The 18,096-nt window shown below is 59.6% G+C and carries 11 protein-coding genes, 1 tRNA gene and 3 rRNA genes (1 of these 15 running past the window's edge); 12 read left to right on the forward strand and 3 right to left on the reverse strand.

Annotated features, from left to right (window positions below; translation table 11 throughout):
• The 11 genes from ACTG1K_RS03555 to ACTG1K_RS03605 all read left to right on the forward strand — a co-directional run.
• Nucleotides 1–2,345, forward strand: a 23S ribosomal RNA gene (locus ACTG1K_RS03555) (it extends 545 nt beyond the left edge of the window).
• A gap of 125 nt (nucleotides 2,346–2,470) precedes the next feature.
• Nucleotides 2,471–2,585 (forward strand): 5S ribosomal RNA (gene rrf, locus ACTG1K_RS03560).
• A gap of 46 nt (nucleotides 2,586–2,631) precedes the next feature.
• A tRNA-Thr gene (locus tag ACTG1K_RS03565) sits at nucleotides 2,632–2,707 on the forward strand.
• A 27-nt stretch (nucleotides 2,708–2,734) separates the two neighbouring features.
• Nucleotides 2,735–2,849, forward strand: a 5S ribosomal RNA gene (gene rrf, locus ACTG1K_RS03570).
• A 165-nt stretch (nucleotides 2,850–3,014) separates the two neighbouring features.
• Nucleotides 3,015–3,980 (forward strand): transcriptional regulator EbgR, encoded by a 966-nt coding sequence (gene ebgR, locus ACTG1K_RS03575; protein ID WP_421274493.1) that lies wholly within the window; start codon nucleotides 3,015–3,017, stop codon nucleotides 3,978–3,980.
• 321 nt (nucleotides 3,981–4,301) lie between these two features.
• Nucleotides 4,302–7,376, forward strand: a complete 3,075-nt coding sequence (ebgA, locus tag ACTG1K_RS03580) for a beta-galactosidase subunit alpha (protein ID WP_440004819.1) — start codon at nucleotides 4,302–4,304, stop codon at nucleotides 7,374–7,376.
• Nucleotides 7,373–7,828 carry a beta-galactosidase subunit beta gene (locus ACTG1K_RS03585; protein ID WP_440004820.1) on the forward strand — a complete coding sequence of 152 codons (456 nt, stop codon included), beginning with the start codon at nucleotides 7,373–7,375 and terminating at the stop codon, nucleotides 7,826–7,828. Before ebgA ends, ACTG1K_RS03585 begins: the two co-directional genes overlap by 4 nt.
• Nucleotides 7,829–7,930: 102 nt before the next feature.
• A complete protein-coding gene (locus tag ACTG1K_RS03590) occupies nucleotides 7,931–9,376 on the forward strand; it encodes an amino acid permease (protein WP_005339567.1) in 1,446 nt (481 codons plus the stop codon).
• A 76-nt stretch (nucleotides 9,377–9,452) separates the two neighbouring features.
• A complete protein-coding gene (locus ACTG1K_RS03595) occupies nucleotides 9,453–9,791 on the forward strand; it encodes a tRNA-binding protein (protein ID WP_005339569.1) in 339 nt (112 codons plus the stop codon).
• A 166-nt stretch (nucleotides 9,792–9,957) separates the two neighbouring features.
• Nucleotides 9,958–11,403 (forward strand): amino acid permease, encoded by a 1,446-nt coding sequence (locus tag ACTG1K_RS03600; protein WP_440004821.1) that lies wholly within the window; start codon nucleotides 9,958–9,960, stop codon nucleotides 11,401–11,403.
• A gap of 293 nt (nucleotides 11,404–11,696) precedes the next feature.
• The gene (locus tag ACTG1K_RS03605) at nucleotides 11,697–12,647 is read left to right on the forward strand and encodes a bile acid:sodium symporter family protein (protein ID WP_440004822.1); all 951 of its coding nucleotides are present in this window, start codon (nucleotides 11,697–11,699) and stop codon (nucleotides 12,645–12,647) included.
• Nucleotides 12,648–12,726: 79 nt separating this feature from the next.
• Here ACTG1K_RS03605 and ovoA read toward each other — a convergent pair whose 3' ends face one another.
• Nucleotides 12,727–14,877: a 5-histidylcysteine sulfoxide synthase gene (gene ovoA / locus ACTG1K_RS03610; protein WP_440004823.1), complete on the reverse strand. Its 2,151-nt coding sequence runs from the start codon at nucleotides 14,875–14,877 to the stop codon at nucleotides 12,727–12,729.
• Between the two features lie 363 nt (nucleotides 14,878–15,240).
• Here ovoA and ACTG1K_RS03615 point away from each other — a divergent pair, with 363 nt between their 5' ends.
• A complete protein-coding gene (locus ACTG1K_RS03615) occupies nucleotides 15,241–15,963 on the forward strand; it encodes a head GIN domain-containing protein (RefSeq protein ID WP_440004824.1) in 723 nt (240 codons plus the stop codon).
• Nucleotides 15,964–16,013: 50 nt separating this feature from the next.
• Here ACTG1K_RS03615 and fghA read toward each other — a convergent pair whose 3' ends face one another.
• Nucleotides 16,014–16,850, reverse strand: coding sequence for an S-formylglutathione hydrolase (gene fghA, locus ACTG1K_RS03620; RefSeq protein ID WP_440004825.1), 837 nt, complete (start codon nucleotides 16,848–16,850; stop codon nucleotides 16,014–16,016).
• A 48-nt stretch (nucleotides 16,851–16,898) separates the two neighbouring features.
• The gene (locus tag ACTG1K_RS03625) at nucleotides 16,899–18,026 is read right to left on the reverse strand and encodes an S-(hydroxymethyl)glutathione dehydrogenase/class III alcohol dehydrogenase (protein WP_100647110.1); all 1,128 of its coding nucleotides are present in this window, start codon (nucleotides 18,024–18,026) and stop codon (nucleotides 16,899–16,901) included.
• Between the last annotated feature and the right edge of the window lie 70 nt (nucleotides 18,027–18,096).

An 18,096-nucleotide genomic window follows, 5' to 3' on the forward strand; every position in this document is an offset into this window, starting at 1 on the left:
CTGCGTACCTTTTGTATAATGGGTCAGCGACTTACATTTTGTAGCGAGGTTAACCGTATAGGGGAGCCGTAGGGAAACCGAGTCTTAACTGGGCGTCTAGTTGCAAGGTGTAGACCCGAAACCGGGTGATCTAGCCATGGGCAGGTTGAAGGTTGAGTAACATCAACTGGAGGACCGAACCCACTAACGTTGCAAAGTTAGGGGATGACCTGTGGCTGGGGGTGAAAGGCCAATCAAACTCGGAGATAGCTGGTTCTCCCCGAAAGCTATTTAGGTAGCGCCTCGGACGAATACTACTGGGGGTAGAGCACTGTTTGGGCTAGGGGGTCATCCCGACTTACCAACCCCATGCAAACTCCGAATACCAGTAAGTAATATCCGGGAGACACACGGCGGGTGCTAACGTCCGTCGTGAAGAGGGAAACAACCCAGACCGCCGGCTAAGGTCCCAAAGTTCTGGTTAAGTGGGAAACGATGTGGGAAGGCTCAGACAGCTAGGATGTTGGCTTAGAAGCAGCCATCATTTAAAGAAAGCGTAATAGCTCACTAGTCGAGTCGGCCTGCGCGGAAGATGTAACGGGGCTCAAACCAGGCACCGAAGCCGCGGATTCACACTTATGTGTGAGTGGTAGGGGAGCGTTCTGTAAGTCTGCGAAGGTGTATCGAGAGGTATGCTGGAGATATCAGAAGTGCGAATGCTGACGTAAGTAACGATAAAGGGGGTGAAAAGCCTCCTCGCCGGAAGACCAAGGGTTCCTGTCCAACGTTAATCGGGGCAGGGTGAGTCGACCCCTAAGGCGAGGCCGAAAGGCGTAGTCGATGGGAAGCAGGTTAATATTCCTGCACGACTTGTAATTGCGATGGGGGGACGGAGAAGGCTAGGTGGGCCAGGCGACGGTTGTCCTGGTGAAAGTGCGTAGGTGGTATCGGTAGGCAAATCCGCTGATACAACACTGAGACACGAGACGAACACACTACGGTGTGGAAGCCATTGATGCCCTGCTTCCAGGAAAAGCCTCTAAGCTTCAGATTACAAGTCATCGTACCCCAAACCGACACAGGTGGTCGGGTAGAGAATACCAAGGCGCTTGAGAGAACTCGGGTGAAGGAACTAGGCAAAATAGAACCGTAACTTCGGGAGAAGGTTCGCTCTTGATGGTGAAGTCCCTTGCGGATGGAGCTGTCGGGAGTCGCAGTGACCAGATGGCTGGGACTGTTTATCAAAAACACAGCACTCTGCAAACACGAAAGTGGACGTATAGGGTGTGACACCTGCCCGGTGCCGGAAGGTTAATTGATGGGGTTAGCGCAAGCGAAGCTCTTGATCGAAGCCCCGGTAAACGGCGGCCGTAACTATAACGGTCCTAAGGTAGCGAAATTCCTTGTCGGGTAAGTTCCGACCTGCACGAATGGTGTAACCATGGCCATGCTGTCTCCACCCGAGACTCAGTGAAATCGAATTCGCCGTGAAGATGCGGTGTACCCGCGGCTAGACGGAAAGACCCCGTGAACCTTTACTACAGCTTGGCACTGAACATTGAACCTACATGTGTAGGATAGGTGGGAGGCTTTGAAGGCGTGACGCCAGTTGCGCTGGAGCCGTCCTTGAAATACCACCCTTGTATGTTTGATGTTCTAACGCAGGGCCCTGAATCGGGCTCGCGGACAGTGCCTGGTGGGTAGTTTGACTGGGGCGGTCTCCTCCCAAAGAGTAACGGAGGAGCACGAAGGTTGGCTAATCCTGGTCGGACATCAGGAGGTTAGTGCAATGGCATAAGCCAGCTTAACTGCGAGACGGACAGGTCGAGCAGGTACGAAAGTAGGTCATAGTGATCCGGTGGTTCTGAATGGAAGGGCCATCGCTCAACGGATAAAAGGTACTCCGGGGATAACAGGCTGATACCGCCCAAGAGTTCATATCGACGGCGGTGTTTGGCACCTCGATGTCGGCTCATCACATCCTGGGGCTGAAGTCGGTCCCAAGGGTATGGCTGTTCGCCATTTAAAGTGGTACGCGAGCTGGGTTCAGAACGTCGTGAGACAGTTCGGTCCCTATCTGCCGTGGGCGTTGGATGATTGAAGGGAGTTGCTCCTAGTACGAGAGGACCGGAGTGAACGAACCTCTGGTGTTCGGGTTGTCACGCCAGTGGCACTGCCCGGTAGCTAAGTTCGGAATCGATAACCGCTGAAAGCATCTAAGCGGGAAGCGAGCCCTGAGATGAGTCATCCCTGACCCCTTGAGGGTCCTAAAGGGCCGTTGGAGACCACAACGTTGATAGGTGGGGTGTGTAAGCGCGGCGACGTGTTGAGCTAACCCATACTAATTACCCGTGAGGCTTAACCATACAACACCCAAGAAGTGTTCTAAGGCTTGTAACAGATACCAAGCGAACTACTCAAAATTCAGTGGTAATGACAAAGCAAACTAGCCAAGTTGTTATTCACGTCAGCTTTTCAGATTAAGAATTTGCCTGGCGGCCATAGCGCCGTGGAACCACCTGATCCCATGCCGAACTCAGAAGTGAAACGCGGTAGCGCCGATGGTAGTGTGGCATTCGCCATGCGAGAGTAGGACACTGCCAGGCACCCAATTTCAAGATTACGCCCAGCGTGGTCTTTACCGGTTAGTGTGCTGATATGGCTCAGTCGGTAGAGCGCATCCTTGGTAAGGATGAGGTCCCCAGTTCGATTCTGGGTATCAGCACCATTTTCAAGTTAGTTTTAAAAGCTTTTGCCTGACGGCAATAGCGCCGTGGAACCACCTGATCCCATGCCGAACTCAGAAGTGAAACGCGGTAGCGCCGATGGTAGTGTGGCATTCGCCATGCGAGAGTAGGACACTGTCAGGCACCTATTTAGAAGAGGCCTCCCATTCGGGAGGCCTTTTTGCATTTCTGCGTTCCAAAAATCTGTCATGCCGCCGGCATTTTAGTAAAAGTGCTGGGCTATCAAGGGATTGCCCGTTACTCTTTAGCCGTTGCCGATTAACACGTGATGCTGCCAGCGAGGTATTGATGGCTACGTTGAAGGAAATTGCACAGGAAGCGGGGGTTTCTCTCGCCACGGTATCCCGGGTACTGAACGAGGATCCCAGCCTGAGCGTCAAGGAAGAGACCAAGCAGCGGATCTTCGAGATTGCCGAACGGCTGGAGTACAAGACCAGCAGCGCCCGCAAGGGGGTGCACAAGAGCAAGCTGCACTTTCTGGTGGTCTATGCCTATCCCCAGAGTACCGAGGTCAACGACCCTTACTATCTCGCTATCCGTTATGGCATCGAGACCCAGAGTGCCCGCCTCAATATCGAGCTGACTCATCTCTACAACTGTGGTGAAGGGCGCGAGCTTAGCGCCGTGGATGGCATTCTGGTGGTCGGCACACTCACAGCAGAACGTCTCGTCCAGCTAAGGGCTTGTTCCAGCCAGCTGGTGTTTGTCGACTGCCGTTCACAGGGAGAGTTCGACTCGGTCGATGTGGATCTTGCCCTGATCAGCCAGCAGGTTGTCGATTACTTCATCGCGCAGGGGCACCAGCGTATCGGTTATATCGGTGGCCAGGATGAGAGTCCGGATCTGCGCGAACTGGCCTTCCGGGATTATGGCCAGCGGCTGGGGGTGGTGCAGGAGAGCGATCTCTATCGCGGCGATTTCTCCAGCGCCTCCGGCTACCAGTTGGCGAAGGAGATGCTGGCAGGGGATTGGCCCAAGGCGCTGTTCGTCGCCTCCGATTCCATCGCCATTGGTGTGCTGCGTGCCATTCATGAGAAGGGATTGGCGATTCCCCAGCAGATCGAGCTTATCAGCGTCAACGATATTCCGACCGCCAAGTTCACCTTCCCGCCGCTCTCTACGGTGCGGATCCACTCCGAGTTGATGGGCTCCCAGGGGGTCAATCTGCTGGTTGAGCGGCTGCGAGACGAGCGGGATATTCCCCTTCGGGTGCTGGTACCGAGCAAGTTGACCCTGCGTGGCACCACTCGCTGATTTTAGTAAAACTCAGGGCTTTTTAGTCGCACCATCTTGCGGTGGTGCGACACCTCTCCCAAGTAAACCTCTTTCCTACATCATCCCATTACGTCATATCATATTGTTTTATAGTTGATTTTATTGCTAATCAGCCAACTCTTATCAACATCCATGCCACTCATCCATATCTTGCCCTCCTTTATCTCCCGCTTCTGATCTCGCTCACAAAACCATCTGTTCATTGTGATCAGGTTAAAACTTTACCAATCCAAAGCTGATATTTAGTAAATGTTTATCTAGAGTTTACCCAGTTAACGTTGCCTTGTTCCGGGAGGACATGTGAATAACTGGGAAAACGTCCAATTCGTTGGTGAAAACAGGCTGGCTCCGCGCGCCTACTTCTTCTCTTATGCCGACCACGGGCTGGCGGCCACCATGCAGCGCGAGCTGAGTCGCCGTTTTCTGAGCCTTAGCGGCCAGTGGCAGTTCCACTACTTCGACCACCCCCTGCAGGTACCGGAGGCCTTCTATTACAGCCCCATGAACGAATGGGGCCAGATCACAGTGCCCAACATGTGGCAGATGGAAGGACATGGCAACTTGCAGTACACCGACGAAGGTTTTCCCTTCCCCATCGACGTGCCCTTCGTGCCGACCAACAACCCCACCGGCGCCTATCAGCGCAGCTTCACGCTGAGCCCGGCCTGGGACGGCGAGCAGGTGATCATCAAGTTTGACGGGGTGGAGACCTACTTTGAGGTCTATGTAAACGGCCACTATGTCGGCTTCAGCAAGGGGAGCCGTCTCACCGCCGAGTTCGATATCAGCGCCTACGCCAAGGTTGGCGAGAACCTGCTGTCAGTGCGGGTGATGCAGTGGGCCGACTCCACCTATATCGAAGATCAGGACATGTGGTGGATGGCGGGGATCTTCCGCGACGTCTATCTGGTGGGCAAACCGGCCGCCCACGTGCAGGATTTTTTCATCCGCACCGCGCTGGCGGATGACAATCAAAGCGCTACCCTGAGCTGCGATATCCAGCTGGAAAATCTGGGGGCTGCTGCCCGAGATCACCGTCTGGTCTGGTCGCTGCTGGATCAGGGCCGCGAGATCGCCAGCGGCTCGCTCGACCATCTCGCCATCGATGGCAAGTGTGATTGCCGCTTCACGCTGGATCTGGCCAACCCCCATCTGTGGAGCGCCGAAGATCCTTACCTCTATCAGCTGCAACTCTCCCTCTACAACGGTCAGGGTGAGCTGCTGGAGGTGATCCCGCAGCGGGTCGGGGTGCGTGAAATCAAGGTCAAGGATGGCCTCTTCTACGTCAACGGCCACTACCTCAAGCTGCACGGGGTGAACCGCCACGACAACGACCACCTCAAGAGCCGCGCGGTCGGCATGGATCGGGTGGAGCGCGATATTGTGCTGATGAAGCAGCACAACCTCAACTCGGTGCGCACCGCCCACTACCCGAATGACCCGCGCTTCTATGAGCTGTGCGACCAGTACGGTCTGTTCGTGATGGCGGAGAGCGACGTGGAGACCCACGGCTTTGCCAACGTCGGCGATCTCAGCCGCATCACCGATGACCCCTTCTGGGAGCCGGTGTTCGTGGATCGCATCGAGCGCCACGTGCACGCCCAGAAGAACCACCCCTCCATCATCATCTGGTCGCTCGGCAACGAGTCCGGCTACGGCTGCAACATCAGGGCCATGTACCAGCGCTGCAAGGCGATCGACCCGACCCGGCTGGTGCATTACGAAGAGGATCGCGATGCCGAGGTGGTGGATGTGGTGAGCACCATGTATTCCCGCGTCTCCCAGATGAACTGCTTCGGCGAGTTCCCGATGGCGAAGCCGCGCATTCTCTGCGAATACGCCCACGCCATGGGCAACGGCCCGGGTGGCCTGAGTGAATACCAGCAGGTGTTCGACCGCCATCCCCACATTCAGGGCCACTACATCTGGGAGTGGTGCGATCACGGCATTCTGGATCAGGACGAGCAGGGCCGCCCGGTCTACAAGTACGGCGGCGACTACGGTGACTACCCCAACAACTACAACTTCTGCATGGATGGCCTCATCTATCCGGATCAGACCCCGGGGCCTGGCCTGCGCGAATACAAGCAGGTGATCTGCCCGGTCAAGGTGCGCGCTCTGGATCTGGCCTGCGGCAAGCTGGCGGTGGAAAACCGCTACTGGTTCTCCACTCTCGACGATATCCGCCTGCTGGTCGAGGTGAAGGCCGAGGGCGAGCTGCTGGCCAGCCAGCAAATCCGGCTGGAAGGGGTGGCTCCCGGTGCCATCACCGAGTTGCAACTCGAGCTGCCCACGCTCGATGGGCGGGAAACCTTCGTCCAGCTGCGGGTCATCAAGGCCAGTGCCACCCGCTACAGCGCGGCGGAGCACGAGCTGGGCCAGTACCAGTTCCGGCTGAAAGAGTCGACTCGCCAGCTGCTGCCCTTTGCCAATCCCAACGCTACTGCGCTGCAGATTGCCGATGAGAGGCTTGATCTGACCCTGAGTGGCAGCGGCTTTGCCCTGCGTTTCTCACGCCTCGACGGCAAGCTGGTGAGCTGGCAGCAGGATGGCAATGAGCTGATTGAGCGGGCGCCACGCCTCACCTTCTTCAAGCCGATGATCGACAACCACAAGCAGGAGTACGAGAGCCTGTGGCACCCGAACCACCTGCAGATCATGCAGGAGCACTTCCGCACTCTGAGCTGGCGTCAGCTGGGCGAGGCGGTCGAGGTGACGGTCGAGAGTCTGATCGCGCCGCCGGTGTTCGACTTCGGCATGCGCTGCCGCTACGTCTACACCCTGAGCCCGAACGGCCAACTGCACGTGGCACTGTCCGGTCAGCCCTACGGCGGTTATGACGACATCATCCCCAAGATCGGCTTCGAGCTGGGCATTCGTCAGGATCTCGACCGGGTGCACTACTACGGCATGGGGCCGGGTGAAAACTATCAGGACAGCCGCCAGAGCAACTGGATCGACAGTTTCCAGAGCACAGTCCGCGAGATGTGGGAGCACTACCCGTTCCCGCAGGACAACGGCAACCGCCAGCAGGTGCGCTGGGCGACCCTGACCAACCGTCACGGCGCCGGCCTCTACGTGCGGCCCGATGCCCCCATCAACCTGAGCGTCTGGCCCTACAGCTGGGAGCATATCCACGCGGCGCAGCACATCAACGAGCTGGAACCGAGCGGTTATCTCACCCTTAATCTGGATCACAAGGTGCTGGGGCTCGGCTCCAACTCCTGGGGCTCCGAGGTGCTGGACTCCTGGCGGGTGCGCTTCGAGCCGTTCAGCTTCGGCCTGACCCTGCTGCCCATCGCCCGTGGCAACCTCAATCCGGCTGCGCTGGCCGGGCTCGATCTCACCATCAACGGCGGGAGGAACCTCGCATGATCACTCTGGACAACCTGACCCTGTTCAAAAACATCTACCGGGAGGGCAAGAAGTGGGGCCGCTGCGTGGAGGCCATCAACAACCTGGCCAACCTCAAGCCCGGCATCTGCCACTCCATCGGTGACTCCCTCACCTATCGCTTGCAGGAGGGGGCCAGCCCGGCCACCTCCCTGTTTGAGGGGCAGCGCCGCTACTTCGACGTTCACTACTACCTGGAAGGGGAAGAGACGGTGGAGTGGGCAGCCAAGAGCGAGCTGGCGGTCGAGCAGGGCTATGACGACACCACCGACCGCGAGTGGCTGGCCGGTGAGGTGCGTGAGTGCCAGAAAGTCGGCAACGGTCAGGTGGTGATCTTCGAGAACGATGAAGCCTACCGGTTCGTCGGCGACGGGTCGGTACGAAAGGTGATCATCAAGGTCACCGTCGAAGGCGGCTACTTCAAGAACAAATAACAAGCCGCCGGTTCTGCACTGACAAAGCCGGAAGGGCGGGGCTCACCCTACAAATCATGCCCCGCTCTTTCGCAGCAATAACTACAGGTCTGGAGATGCACCATGTCTGATTCCAAACGCAATACGATAGGCAAGTTTGGTCTGCTGTCGCTCACCTTCGCGGCGGTATTCAGCTTCAACAACGTCATCAACAACAACATCGAGATCGGTCTGGCCTCCGCCCCGATGTTCTTTCTGGCCACCATTTTTTACTTCATTCCGTTCTGCCTGATCATTGCTGAATTTGTGTCGCTGAATAAGAACTCCGAAGCGGGGGTTTATGCCTGGGTGAAGAGTTCCCTTGGCGGTCGCTGGGCCTTTATCTCGGCCTACACCTACTGGTTCGTGAACCTCTTCTTCTTCACCTCGCTGCTGCCGCGGGTTATCGCCTACGCCTCCTATGCTTTCCTCGGTTACGAGTACATTCTCACCCCGGTGGCGACCACGGCATTGAGCATGGTGCTGTTTGCCTTTGCCACCTATGTCTCCACCAACGGCGCCAAGATGCTCGGCCCCATCACCTCGGTGACCTCGTCCCTGATGCTGCTGCTGACCCTCTCCTACATCCTGCTGGCGGGTGCGGCACTGGTGGGCGGTGTGCAACCGGCCGACCCCATCACGGTAGAGGCCATGATCCCCGATTTCAGCTGGGCCTTCCTCGGTATCACCACCTGGATCTTTATGGCAGCCGGTGGCGCCGAGTCGGTGGCGGTCTACGTCAATGACGTGAAGGGTGGCTCCAAGTCATTCGTGAAGGTGATCATCATCGCCGGGATCTTTATCGGGGTGCTCTACTCCATCGCATCGCTGTTGATCAACGTGTTCGTACCGAGCGGTACCCTGAAATATACCGGCGGCTCGGTGCAGGTGTTCGAGGGGCTGGCGGCCTACTTCGGCCTGCCGGAGATCCTGATGAACCGCTTCGTTGGGCTGGTCTCCTTCACCGCCATGTTCGGCTCCCTGCTGATGTGGACGGCGACCCCGGTGAAGATCTTCTTCTCCGAGATCCCGGCCGGCATCTTCGGCAAGAAGACGGTCGAGCTGAACGAGAACGGCGTGCCTGCCCGTGCAGCCTGGATCCAGTACCTCATCGTGCTGCCGCTGATGGTGATCCCGACCCTGGGCTCCAACACCGCGCAGGATCTGATGAACACCGTCATCAACATGACCGCTGCCGCCTCCATGCTGCCGCCGCTGTTCATCATGCTGGCCTACCTCAATCTGCGGCTGAAGCTCGACCACCTGCCGCGGGAGTTCAAGATGGGCTCGCGCACCACCGGCATCGCCGTGGTCTCGGTGCTGATCGCCATCTTCTCGGTGGGCTTCCTCGCCTCCACCTTCCCGACCGGCGCCGACATCATGACCATCATCTTCTACAACGTCGGCGGGATCGTGATCTTCCTCGGCTTCGCCTGGTGGAAATACAACAGGTACGAGGCTTCCCTCAGTGCCGAAGCGCGTGCCAAAGAGGCCCAGCCGACAGCGCAGGTTGCCATGCAGACGCCATAGCCACTGCATTGAATTCCAATCAAACCGGGTGGCCGTTGGCCACCCGCAAACCGTTGAACCAGAAAAGGAAAAGAGCATGAGCGAGACGATCGAGTTTGCCGAATTCAAACGGGTCGAGATGAAGGTGGGCAAGGTGCTGGAGGTGGTGCGCCACCCCGGGGCCGACAAACTCTACATCGTCCAGATCGACGTGGGTGGCGAGCGGCCGCTGCAGACCGTCACCAGTCTGGTGCCTTACTACAGCGAAGCGGAGCTGATGGGCAGCGAAGTGGTGGTACTGACCAACCTCAAGCCCACCAGGATGCGCGGCGAGCGCTCCGAGTGCATGTTGCTCTGCGCCGAGACCCCGGACGAGAGCCAGAGCGTGCTGTTGCAGCCGCGGGTGCCGATGGCTCCGGGCACCCCGATCGTCTGAATGGTATTGCGAGCCGGTGCGGGAGACGGCACCGGTTCACCAACGAGGCCGTCCACGCGGCCCGATCATAACAAGAGAGTAAAGCGCGGGGCCGACAGACCCTTGCCGAACACATCACAGAGTCACCGCGTTACCCGCAGGGAGCGCTAGTCCACAGGAGGACACCATGTCTGAATCCGTACGCGGCACCATAGGCAAGTTTGCCCTGTTGTCGATGACCTTTGCCGCCGTGTTCAACGTGCGCAACATCGTCAACAACAACATCGAGCTGGGGCTCAGCTCCGCCCCCATTTTCCTGCTGGCGACCATCGTCTACTTCATTCCGTTCGTCTTCATCATCGCCGAGTTCGTTTCGGCCAATAAAAACTCCGAGTCGGGGATGTACGACTGGCTGAAAAAGCCGCTCGGCACCCGGATGGCCTATCTGGGTTCGTTTCTCTACTGGTTCGTAAACCTGTTCTGGTTCGTCTCTCTGCTACCCAACGTCATCGCCTACGCCTCCTACGCCATGCTGGGCTATGAGTACAGCTTCTCGCCCATGGTCACTTCGATCATCTCCATCGTGCTGTTTGCGGCGGCGACCCATATCTCCACCAAGGGGGCGAGCTGGCTTGGCAAGATTGCCGAAATAGTGGCCTATGGGGTGTTTGCCCTGTTCGCCATCTATGTGCTGGGTGCCCTGATGGCTCTGAGTGGCGATCATGTGCCGGCCCAGCCCATCACGCTGGAGGCGATGACTCCCACCGTCAATTGGGCGACCCTCGGCATCATGTGCTGGATCTTCCAGGCGGCGGGCGGTGCCGAGACGGCGGCGGCCTACCTCAATGACGTGAAGGGGGGCCAGAAGTCCTTCATCAAGGTGATCATCAGTGCGGGCATCGTCATCGGTGCCATGTATGCGGTCGGTTCCCTGCTGGTGAACGTGTTCGTGGCGCGGGAGAGCCTCACCTATGCCGGCGGCATGGTGGAGATCTTCACCGGTATGGCGCAGTATTTCGGGCTCTCCGAGGCGCTGGTGGGCCGCTTCGTCGGCGTGGTGCTGTTCATCGCCATGTTCGGCTCCATGATGATGTGGACCTCGGCGCCGGTGAAGATCCACTTCTCCGAGATCCCGCAGGGGGTTTACGGCGAGAAGACCACCCAGCTCAACGAGCACGGCGTGCCGGTGCGCGCCGCTTGGTGGCAGTTTGCCTTTGTATTCGTGATGCTGGTGGTCAACGGCTTCGGTTCCGAGTCGGTGCAGCAGATGATGAACACCGCCATCAACCTTACCGCCGGCACCGCCATGTTGCCGCCGATCTTCATCATGGTGGCCTACTTCGTGTTCCGCTGGAAACATGACGATACCCCCCGTGACTTCCGTATGGGGTCGCGCAAGTTCGGGATGGGCGTGGTGTCGGTGCTGATCGCCATCTTCGTGGTGAGCATGAGTGCCTCCGCCTTCCCGGCCGGGGTGGATCTGGTGCGCGCCTTCTTCATCAACGTCTTTATGACCGCGGTCTTCTCGGCGCTGGCCTACTGGTGGATCTCCCGCTTCGAGAAGCGGCAGGCTCGCAAGCTCGCCGGCAATGAGAAGAAAACCGGCAACGGCAAGCTGGCCAGCCAGCGCTGATCGGCAGAACGAAAAAGCGAGACGGGCGGCCTGGGTCGCCCGTTTTTTTATCCATTTCGCGCCGGTTTGGCGCTATCTGGCCGCGGCTCATCAACTTCCGCTATTCGACAAAGCAAAGGCGTTAAGCATTGATGAACAATTAACCGCTGCACAACGTTGCGCCTCTCTGTTATCGGGGTAAGCTGGAGGTTCGTTTTAGCGGGAGGTGCCAGACATCTCCCGCTCTGTTTCTTGTCCTCCCCAATCCTGACTGTCGCCACGGCAGCAGGATGCCCTTCTGATGGAGACCTTTCGTGCGTCTGGATCCCTTTACTGTTGTGCTGATTGCGGTGGTCACCCTGGCCTCCCTCTTTCCCTGCGAGGGGCAGGTGGCCGTCTGGTTCGGTCTGCTGACCAAGCTGGCGGTGGCGCTCTTGTTCTTCATGCATGGCGCCAAGCTGTCGCGCCAGAACCTGTTGGCGGGCCTCGGTCACTGGCGGCTTCATCTGGTGGTGATGCTCAGCACCTTCGTGCTCTTTCCGCTGCTCGGGCTGCTGCTCACCCCGCTGGTGCCGAGCTGGCTGAGCCCGGCCATCTACCTCGGCTTCCTCTATCTCTGCGCTCTGCCTGCCACCGTGCAGTCGGCTATCGCCTTTACCTCCATGGCTGGCGGCAATGTGTCGGCGGCGGTGTGCAGCGCCTCGGCCTCCAGCATCCTCGGTATCTTTTTCTCGCCGGTGCTGGTGGGGATGATGATCCACGTGCAGGGGGAGGGGATCGACACCTGGCACTCCATCCAGTCCATCATGATGCAGCTGATGCTGCCGTTCGTGGTGGGCCACCTGTCGCGTCCGCTGATCGGTCGCTGGGTCGATAGCCACCGTCCGCTTATCGGCAAGCTGGATCAGAGTTCCATCCTGCTGGTGGTCTACGTCGCCTTCAGCGAGGCGGTGGTGCAGGGGATTTGGCATCAGGTAGGCTGGTACGATCTGGCCAGTATCGTGCTGCTGAGCTGCATCTTGCTGGCGCTGGTGCTCTGCTGGAACGTCTGGATCAGCCGCCGCCTCGGCTTCGACAAGGCGGACGAGATCACCATCGTCTTCTGCGGCTCCAAGAAGAGTCTCGCCAACGGGGTGCCGATGGCCAACGTCATGTTCCCCGCCGCCAGCGTCGGGGTGATGGTGCTGCCGCTGATGATCTTCCACCAGATCCAGCTGATGGTCTGCGCCGTGCTGGCCCGCCGCTATCACGAGCAGGGGCATTGATACTCGCGCCGTTTTTATTGCCATAACAAGAGGGAGGCCCGTTGGCCTCCCTCTTCTCATCTGCATGTCGACCGGCGTGCTAGCGTTTGCGCCAGACGGTGAGCTGCGCCACCGTGTGCTGGTATTTGCGGGCGGTCTCGCGGATGACGAAGGGCACATCCCGCGGCGGGCAGTGCTCCTCGAACTCAGCCGCCAACAGCCGTTGCAGCGCCTGATAGGTGGTGAGCGCCTCGCCGTTTTCGCGAATGCCGCCGAGCCAGTTGGCGGGCGGGGTATAATCCGCCAGCCAGGTATAGGGGCTGGTGAGCACCAGCAGGCCACCGCTGCGCAGCCGGGGGGCGATGTCCCGCAGGAAGCGGGCGGGCTCCCGCAGCCGATCGATGAGGTTGGAGGCGAGCACCAGATCGTAGTGGTCATATTTGGGCTTGAGGTTGCAGGCATCCCCCTGACTGAAGTGGATGCGCTCAGCCTGACTCGCCCCCAGCCCGTGGCTCGACAGGCGCGCCTCGCAATACTCCACCAGTTCACCCTCCAGCGGAATGGCGTAGCGGAAACTGTCCTGACTGGCGAGGGCCAGCGCCACATCGATGAAGCGGGCCGAGTAGTCCACCCCGTCCACATGCTGGAAGTGGCGGGCCAGTTCGAAGCTGGCGCGGCCGGTGGCACAGCCGATATCCAGTGCCCGCTGGTGGTTGCTGCAGAGCTCGCCAGCAAGATCAGCAAGCGTCTTGGCGTAGTTGGCTACCCCGAAGTGGCTCGGGCCGTACTGGAAGTCGAGGTACTGAGCGACGAGCGTGTCGGTTTCATAGGGATTCACGATAACGGGTTCCTGATAACGGGAGACCAGATAGCGGAAACCCGCATGCTGGAAGAAGTGACGCCGGAAGGCGTAACGGGATGATTTGAGCGCTTCGTTGCCCGTGCTGATCCAGCTGCCACCCTTGATCAGGGTGTGCTTGCCATCAAAGGTGGGGGTGGAGAAGTCGTCGTAGAGCGGGTGGATTTTAAAGCCGTCGAAGCCATCGATGGCGGTGCTGGTCCACTGCCAGACATTGCCCACCAGATCAAAGAACTCCCCTTGCGGGCAGGCATCCACCGGGCAGGAGGAGGCGAAACGGGCCAGATTGATATTGCCGGGGGCCTCCGTCCAGTCCGGCTGATCGCCGGGTAGCTGCTCGCGCAGCAGCATCCACTCCGCCTCGCTCGGCAGCTGGATGGGGAGTCCGGTCCGGGCCGCCTTCCAGCGACAGAAGGCTGCCGCCTCCAGCTGATTCACCTCGACCGGCCAGTCCCATGGCATGGCGACCTGCTCGGTCATCAGCCGCAGCTGCAACTGCCCGGGTTCGGCGGGGTCGCCGACCCAGAAGGTGGGCATCTGCGCCTTGGCGTACTGGCACCAGCCCCATCCCTCCTCATCCCACCACTGTTGCTGGCCGTAGCCCCCCGCCTGTACGAAGGCGAGGTACTCGGCATTGCTCACCAGCATGCGGCTGGCCTGAAACGGGGCCAGCTCGATATGGCGCTCGCCATATTCGTTGTCCCAGCCGTAGGTGGCGTCCTGCTTGCCAAGGCGCACCTTGCCGCCGGCCACCGGCAGCAGGCTGTTGGCGGGCACCTGATCAATGCGGTGGCGGGCTTCGGTACAGGTGGGCCAATAAGGCTGTGGCCGCACCCAGGCGAGTGGCAACTGGCGGATGAGCACGCTGGAGGTCTCGAGGTGGATGCGCTCGTGCTCTATCCCCATCAGGATCACCCAGGCCGGGCTCTGCCAGTCGATGGGCAGAGTGAGCGGCATCTGGCGAATAAAATCGCACACCAGCGAACGGACTTTGGCCCGATAGCTGCGTAGCTCGCTGACTTTGGGCCAGTCGTAGTGGGTCTCGTCCAGATCGTCCCAGCTCATTTCGTCCACCCCGATGGCGACCATGGCCTCGATGCGGGCATCCAGCCGCTGGTCGATCAGGCGCGCCGCCAGCAGTTTATTGATGAAGAAGGCGGCGGTGTGGCCGTAGTAGAAGATGAGTGGGTGGCGCAGCGGGATCGCCTTGTTGAACCAGGCCCGCTCATCGGCCAGACAGTCGAACAGTGAGTCGTAGAGATCGAAGGTCTGGCAGAAGTAGGTGAGCAGCTCGCGCCGTTTCTGCTCGGGATCATTGCCGGTCAGCAACGGGGTGCGAGTCGGTTCCGGCAGACCGGTGGCAGTGGAATAGAGAGGGCTTGCTTGGGTCACGCTCTGACTCCTTGTTGGCAGTGAAGACTGACAAGACAGTGGTAATGACATTACCGCAATAGAGAGCTTGGTACGCACGAAGTACCACTATTGGCTCAACAGACCGGCAGGGCAATTAAAAACTTCCACGGGCTGTCAGCATAGTGACCGGCAGGACGACCCGCCAATCAGCCACAATCATATCCGTTCGAGAATGGTTATTTTCACCAAAATATGGTCTAAATGGCTCTCTTGATTCTTCTGTCTGTTCTGGTTGAAATGGTTATTTCCTTTTGAATCATTAGGTTAATTTTTGGCTCACGCTTTGCAGAGCATGAAAACCAATTGGCCCTGGATGGCCAACACATAAGGAGGAGAGTAGCGATGAAATGGATGATGGTTGTCATGTTGATGGCAGGGCTCAGTGGTTGTCACTGGCTGGATCAGACCAGAGTGACCGGAACGGGAGCTGTGGTCGAGCGCCAGCAGGCGCTTGGTGACGGGGTGACCCGGGTGCTGGCGGGGGTGCCTGCCACCCTCCATCTGGTTGCGGGGGAGCCGCGCGGTATCCTGATCAAGGGGCAGGAGAACCTGCTGCCCTATCTGGTGCTGACCGAGAGCGGTGACAAGCTGGAGATCGAGGTGAAGGAGGGCTACCGGCTCGAGCCTACCGAGCCGCTGGAGCTGACCATCACCTTGCCTGTGCTGAACGAACTGGCATTGGCCGGGACCGGCAACGGCGATCTGAGCGGCTTCAAGGGCGATGAGCTGGTGCTGTCGGTGGCCGGTACCGGTGACATCGTCGCCAGTCAGCTGGAGCTGAAACGGCTGGAAGGGAATATCGCTGGCACCGGCAGTCTGGAGCTGGGCAGCGGTTCGGCGCAGGCCATCGAGCTGAACATTGCCGGATCTGGCGACGTGCTCGGGAGCGAGATGCGCGGCAACGAGGTAGAGGTCAATATCACCGGCAGCGGTGATGTGACGGTACGGGCGCAGGAGACGCTGAAAGTCGGCATCGCCGGTTCAGGCAACATCGCCTACTGGGGCGATCCCAAGGTAGAGCAGCAGATCGCAGGCTCCGGCGGCGTGACCCGAGCGGGCAGCTGATATCAACCGATCACCACAACTGAAACAGGCCCGCAACGGGCCTGTTTTGATCAGAGGTGGCGGGCGTGAAAGCGCAGGTGCGCCTCGATAAAGCTCGCCACGAAGTAGTAGCTGTGGTCATAGCCCTCGTGGCGGTTGAGCTCCAGTGGCCACTCCTTGCTGGCCGCCACCTCGGCCAGCGCATCGATATGCAGCTGCTCGGCGAGGAAGGGATCATCCAGCCCCACATCCACCAGGGTTGGTAGCGGCGTGACCGGCTGGTGGCGCAGCAGCTGGCAGGCATCCCACTCCTGCCACAGCAGAGGATTGCTGCCGAGATAGGCGCCGAGCGCCTTCTGGCCCCAAGGGCAGCGGCTCGGGTGGCAGATCGGGCTGAAGGCCGAGACCGAGCGGTAGCGACCCGGCTCCCGCAGCGCGGCGATCAGCGCACCGTGACCGCCCATGGAGTGGCCACTGATGGCGCGGCGGGTCGAGACCGGGAAGTGGGTCTCTATCAAGTCAGGCAGTTCGCGGGTGACGTAGTCATACATCTGGTAGTGCGCCTGCCAGGGGCTCTGGCTGGCATTGACGTAAAAGCCCGCGCCCATGCCGAGGTCATAACCGGGATCGTCCGCTACGCCGTCGCCGCGGGGGCTGGTGTCCGGCGCCACCAGGGCGATGCCAAGCTCGGCGGCGATACGCTGGGCACCCGCCTTCTGCATAAAGTTCTCATCGGTGCAGGTGAGGCCGCTGAGCCAGTAGAGTACTGGGACTTTCTGGCCGGTGAGGGCCTGAGGCGGCAGATAGATGGCAAAATTCATCTCGCAGCCGAGCACGCTGGCGTGGTGGCGATAGCGCTTGTGCCAGCCGTCGAAGCTCTTGTTGCTGCTGATAATCTCCAGATTCATCGAAGGACTCCTGCACCCCGCCCACGATGGCGGGCGGGGTGATCATGCTCAGTAGTGGATGACGGTGCGGATGCTCTTGCCTTGGTGCATCAACTCGAACGCCTCGTTGATCTGCTCAAGCCCCATGGTGTGAGTGATGAAGTCATCGAGACGGAACTCACCCTGCATGTAGCGCTGCACATAGCTCGGCAGTTCGCTGCGACCGCGAACCCCGCCGAAGGCGCTGCCGCGCCAGACCCGACCGGTCACCAGCTGGAACGGACGGGTACTGATCTCCTGACCCGCTCCGGCGACGCCGATAATGACCGATTCACCCCACCCCTTGTGGCAGCACTCCAGCGCCGCACGCATTACCTTGACGTTGCCGATGCACTCGAAGGAGAAGTCGACGCCGCCGTCGGTCAGTTCGACGATCACCTCCTGAATCGGTTTGTCGTAATCGTTCGGGTTGATGCAGTCGGTGGCACCCAGCTTGCGGGCCAGTTCGAACTTGCTCTCGTTGATGTCGATGGCGATGATGCGACCGGCCTTGGCCAGACGGGCACCGATCACCGCCGAGAGGCCGATGCCCCCCAGCCCGAAGATGGCGACGCTCTCACCCTCTTTCACCTTGGCGGTGTTCATCACGGCGCCGATGCCGGTGGTGACGCCACAACCGAGCAGACAGACCTCTTCCAGCGGGGCGGCCGGGTCGACCTTGGCGATGGAGATCTCGGGCAGCACCGTGTATTCGCTGAAGGTGGAGGTGCCCATGTAGTGATAGATGGGCTGGCCATCTTTCGAGAAGCGGGTGGTACCGTCCGGCATCAGCCCCTTGCCCTGGGTGGCGCGGATCTTCTGGCACAGGTTGGTCTTGCCGGATTTGCAGAATTTGCACTCGCCGCATTCGGGGGTGTAGAGCGGGATCACGTGATCGCCGACTTTGACGCTGGTGACCCCTTCGCCGATGGATTCGACGATGCCGCCCCCCTCGTGGCCGAGAATGCAGGGGAAGACCCCTTCCGGATCCTCACCGGAGAGGGTGAAGGCATCGGTGTGGCAGACGCCGGTCGCGACGATGCGCACCCGCACCTCGCCCGCTTGCGGTGGCATGACTTCCACCTCTTCGATGGAGAGGGGCTGACCCGGGCCCCAGGCGATGGCGGCTTTACACTTGATGCTTTGAACCTGTGCCATGAATGACATCCTTCTTGTTGAGCAGGGTGAACAGAGATGAGTTCGGGCATTCAGTGTAGTTTCCCGCCGA

Source organism: Aeromonas sp. 102P (assembly GCF_051920345.1).
GTDB classification, from domain to species: Bacteria; Pseudomonadota; Gammaproteobacteria; order Enterobacterales; family Aeromonadaceae; genus Aeromonas; species Aeromonas veronii.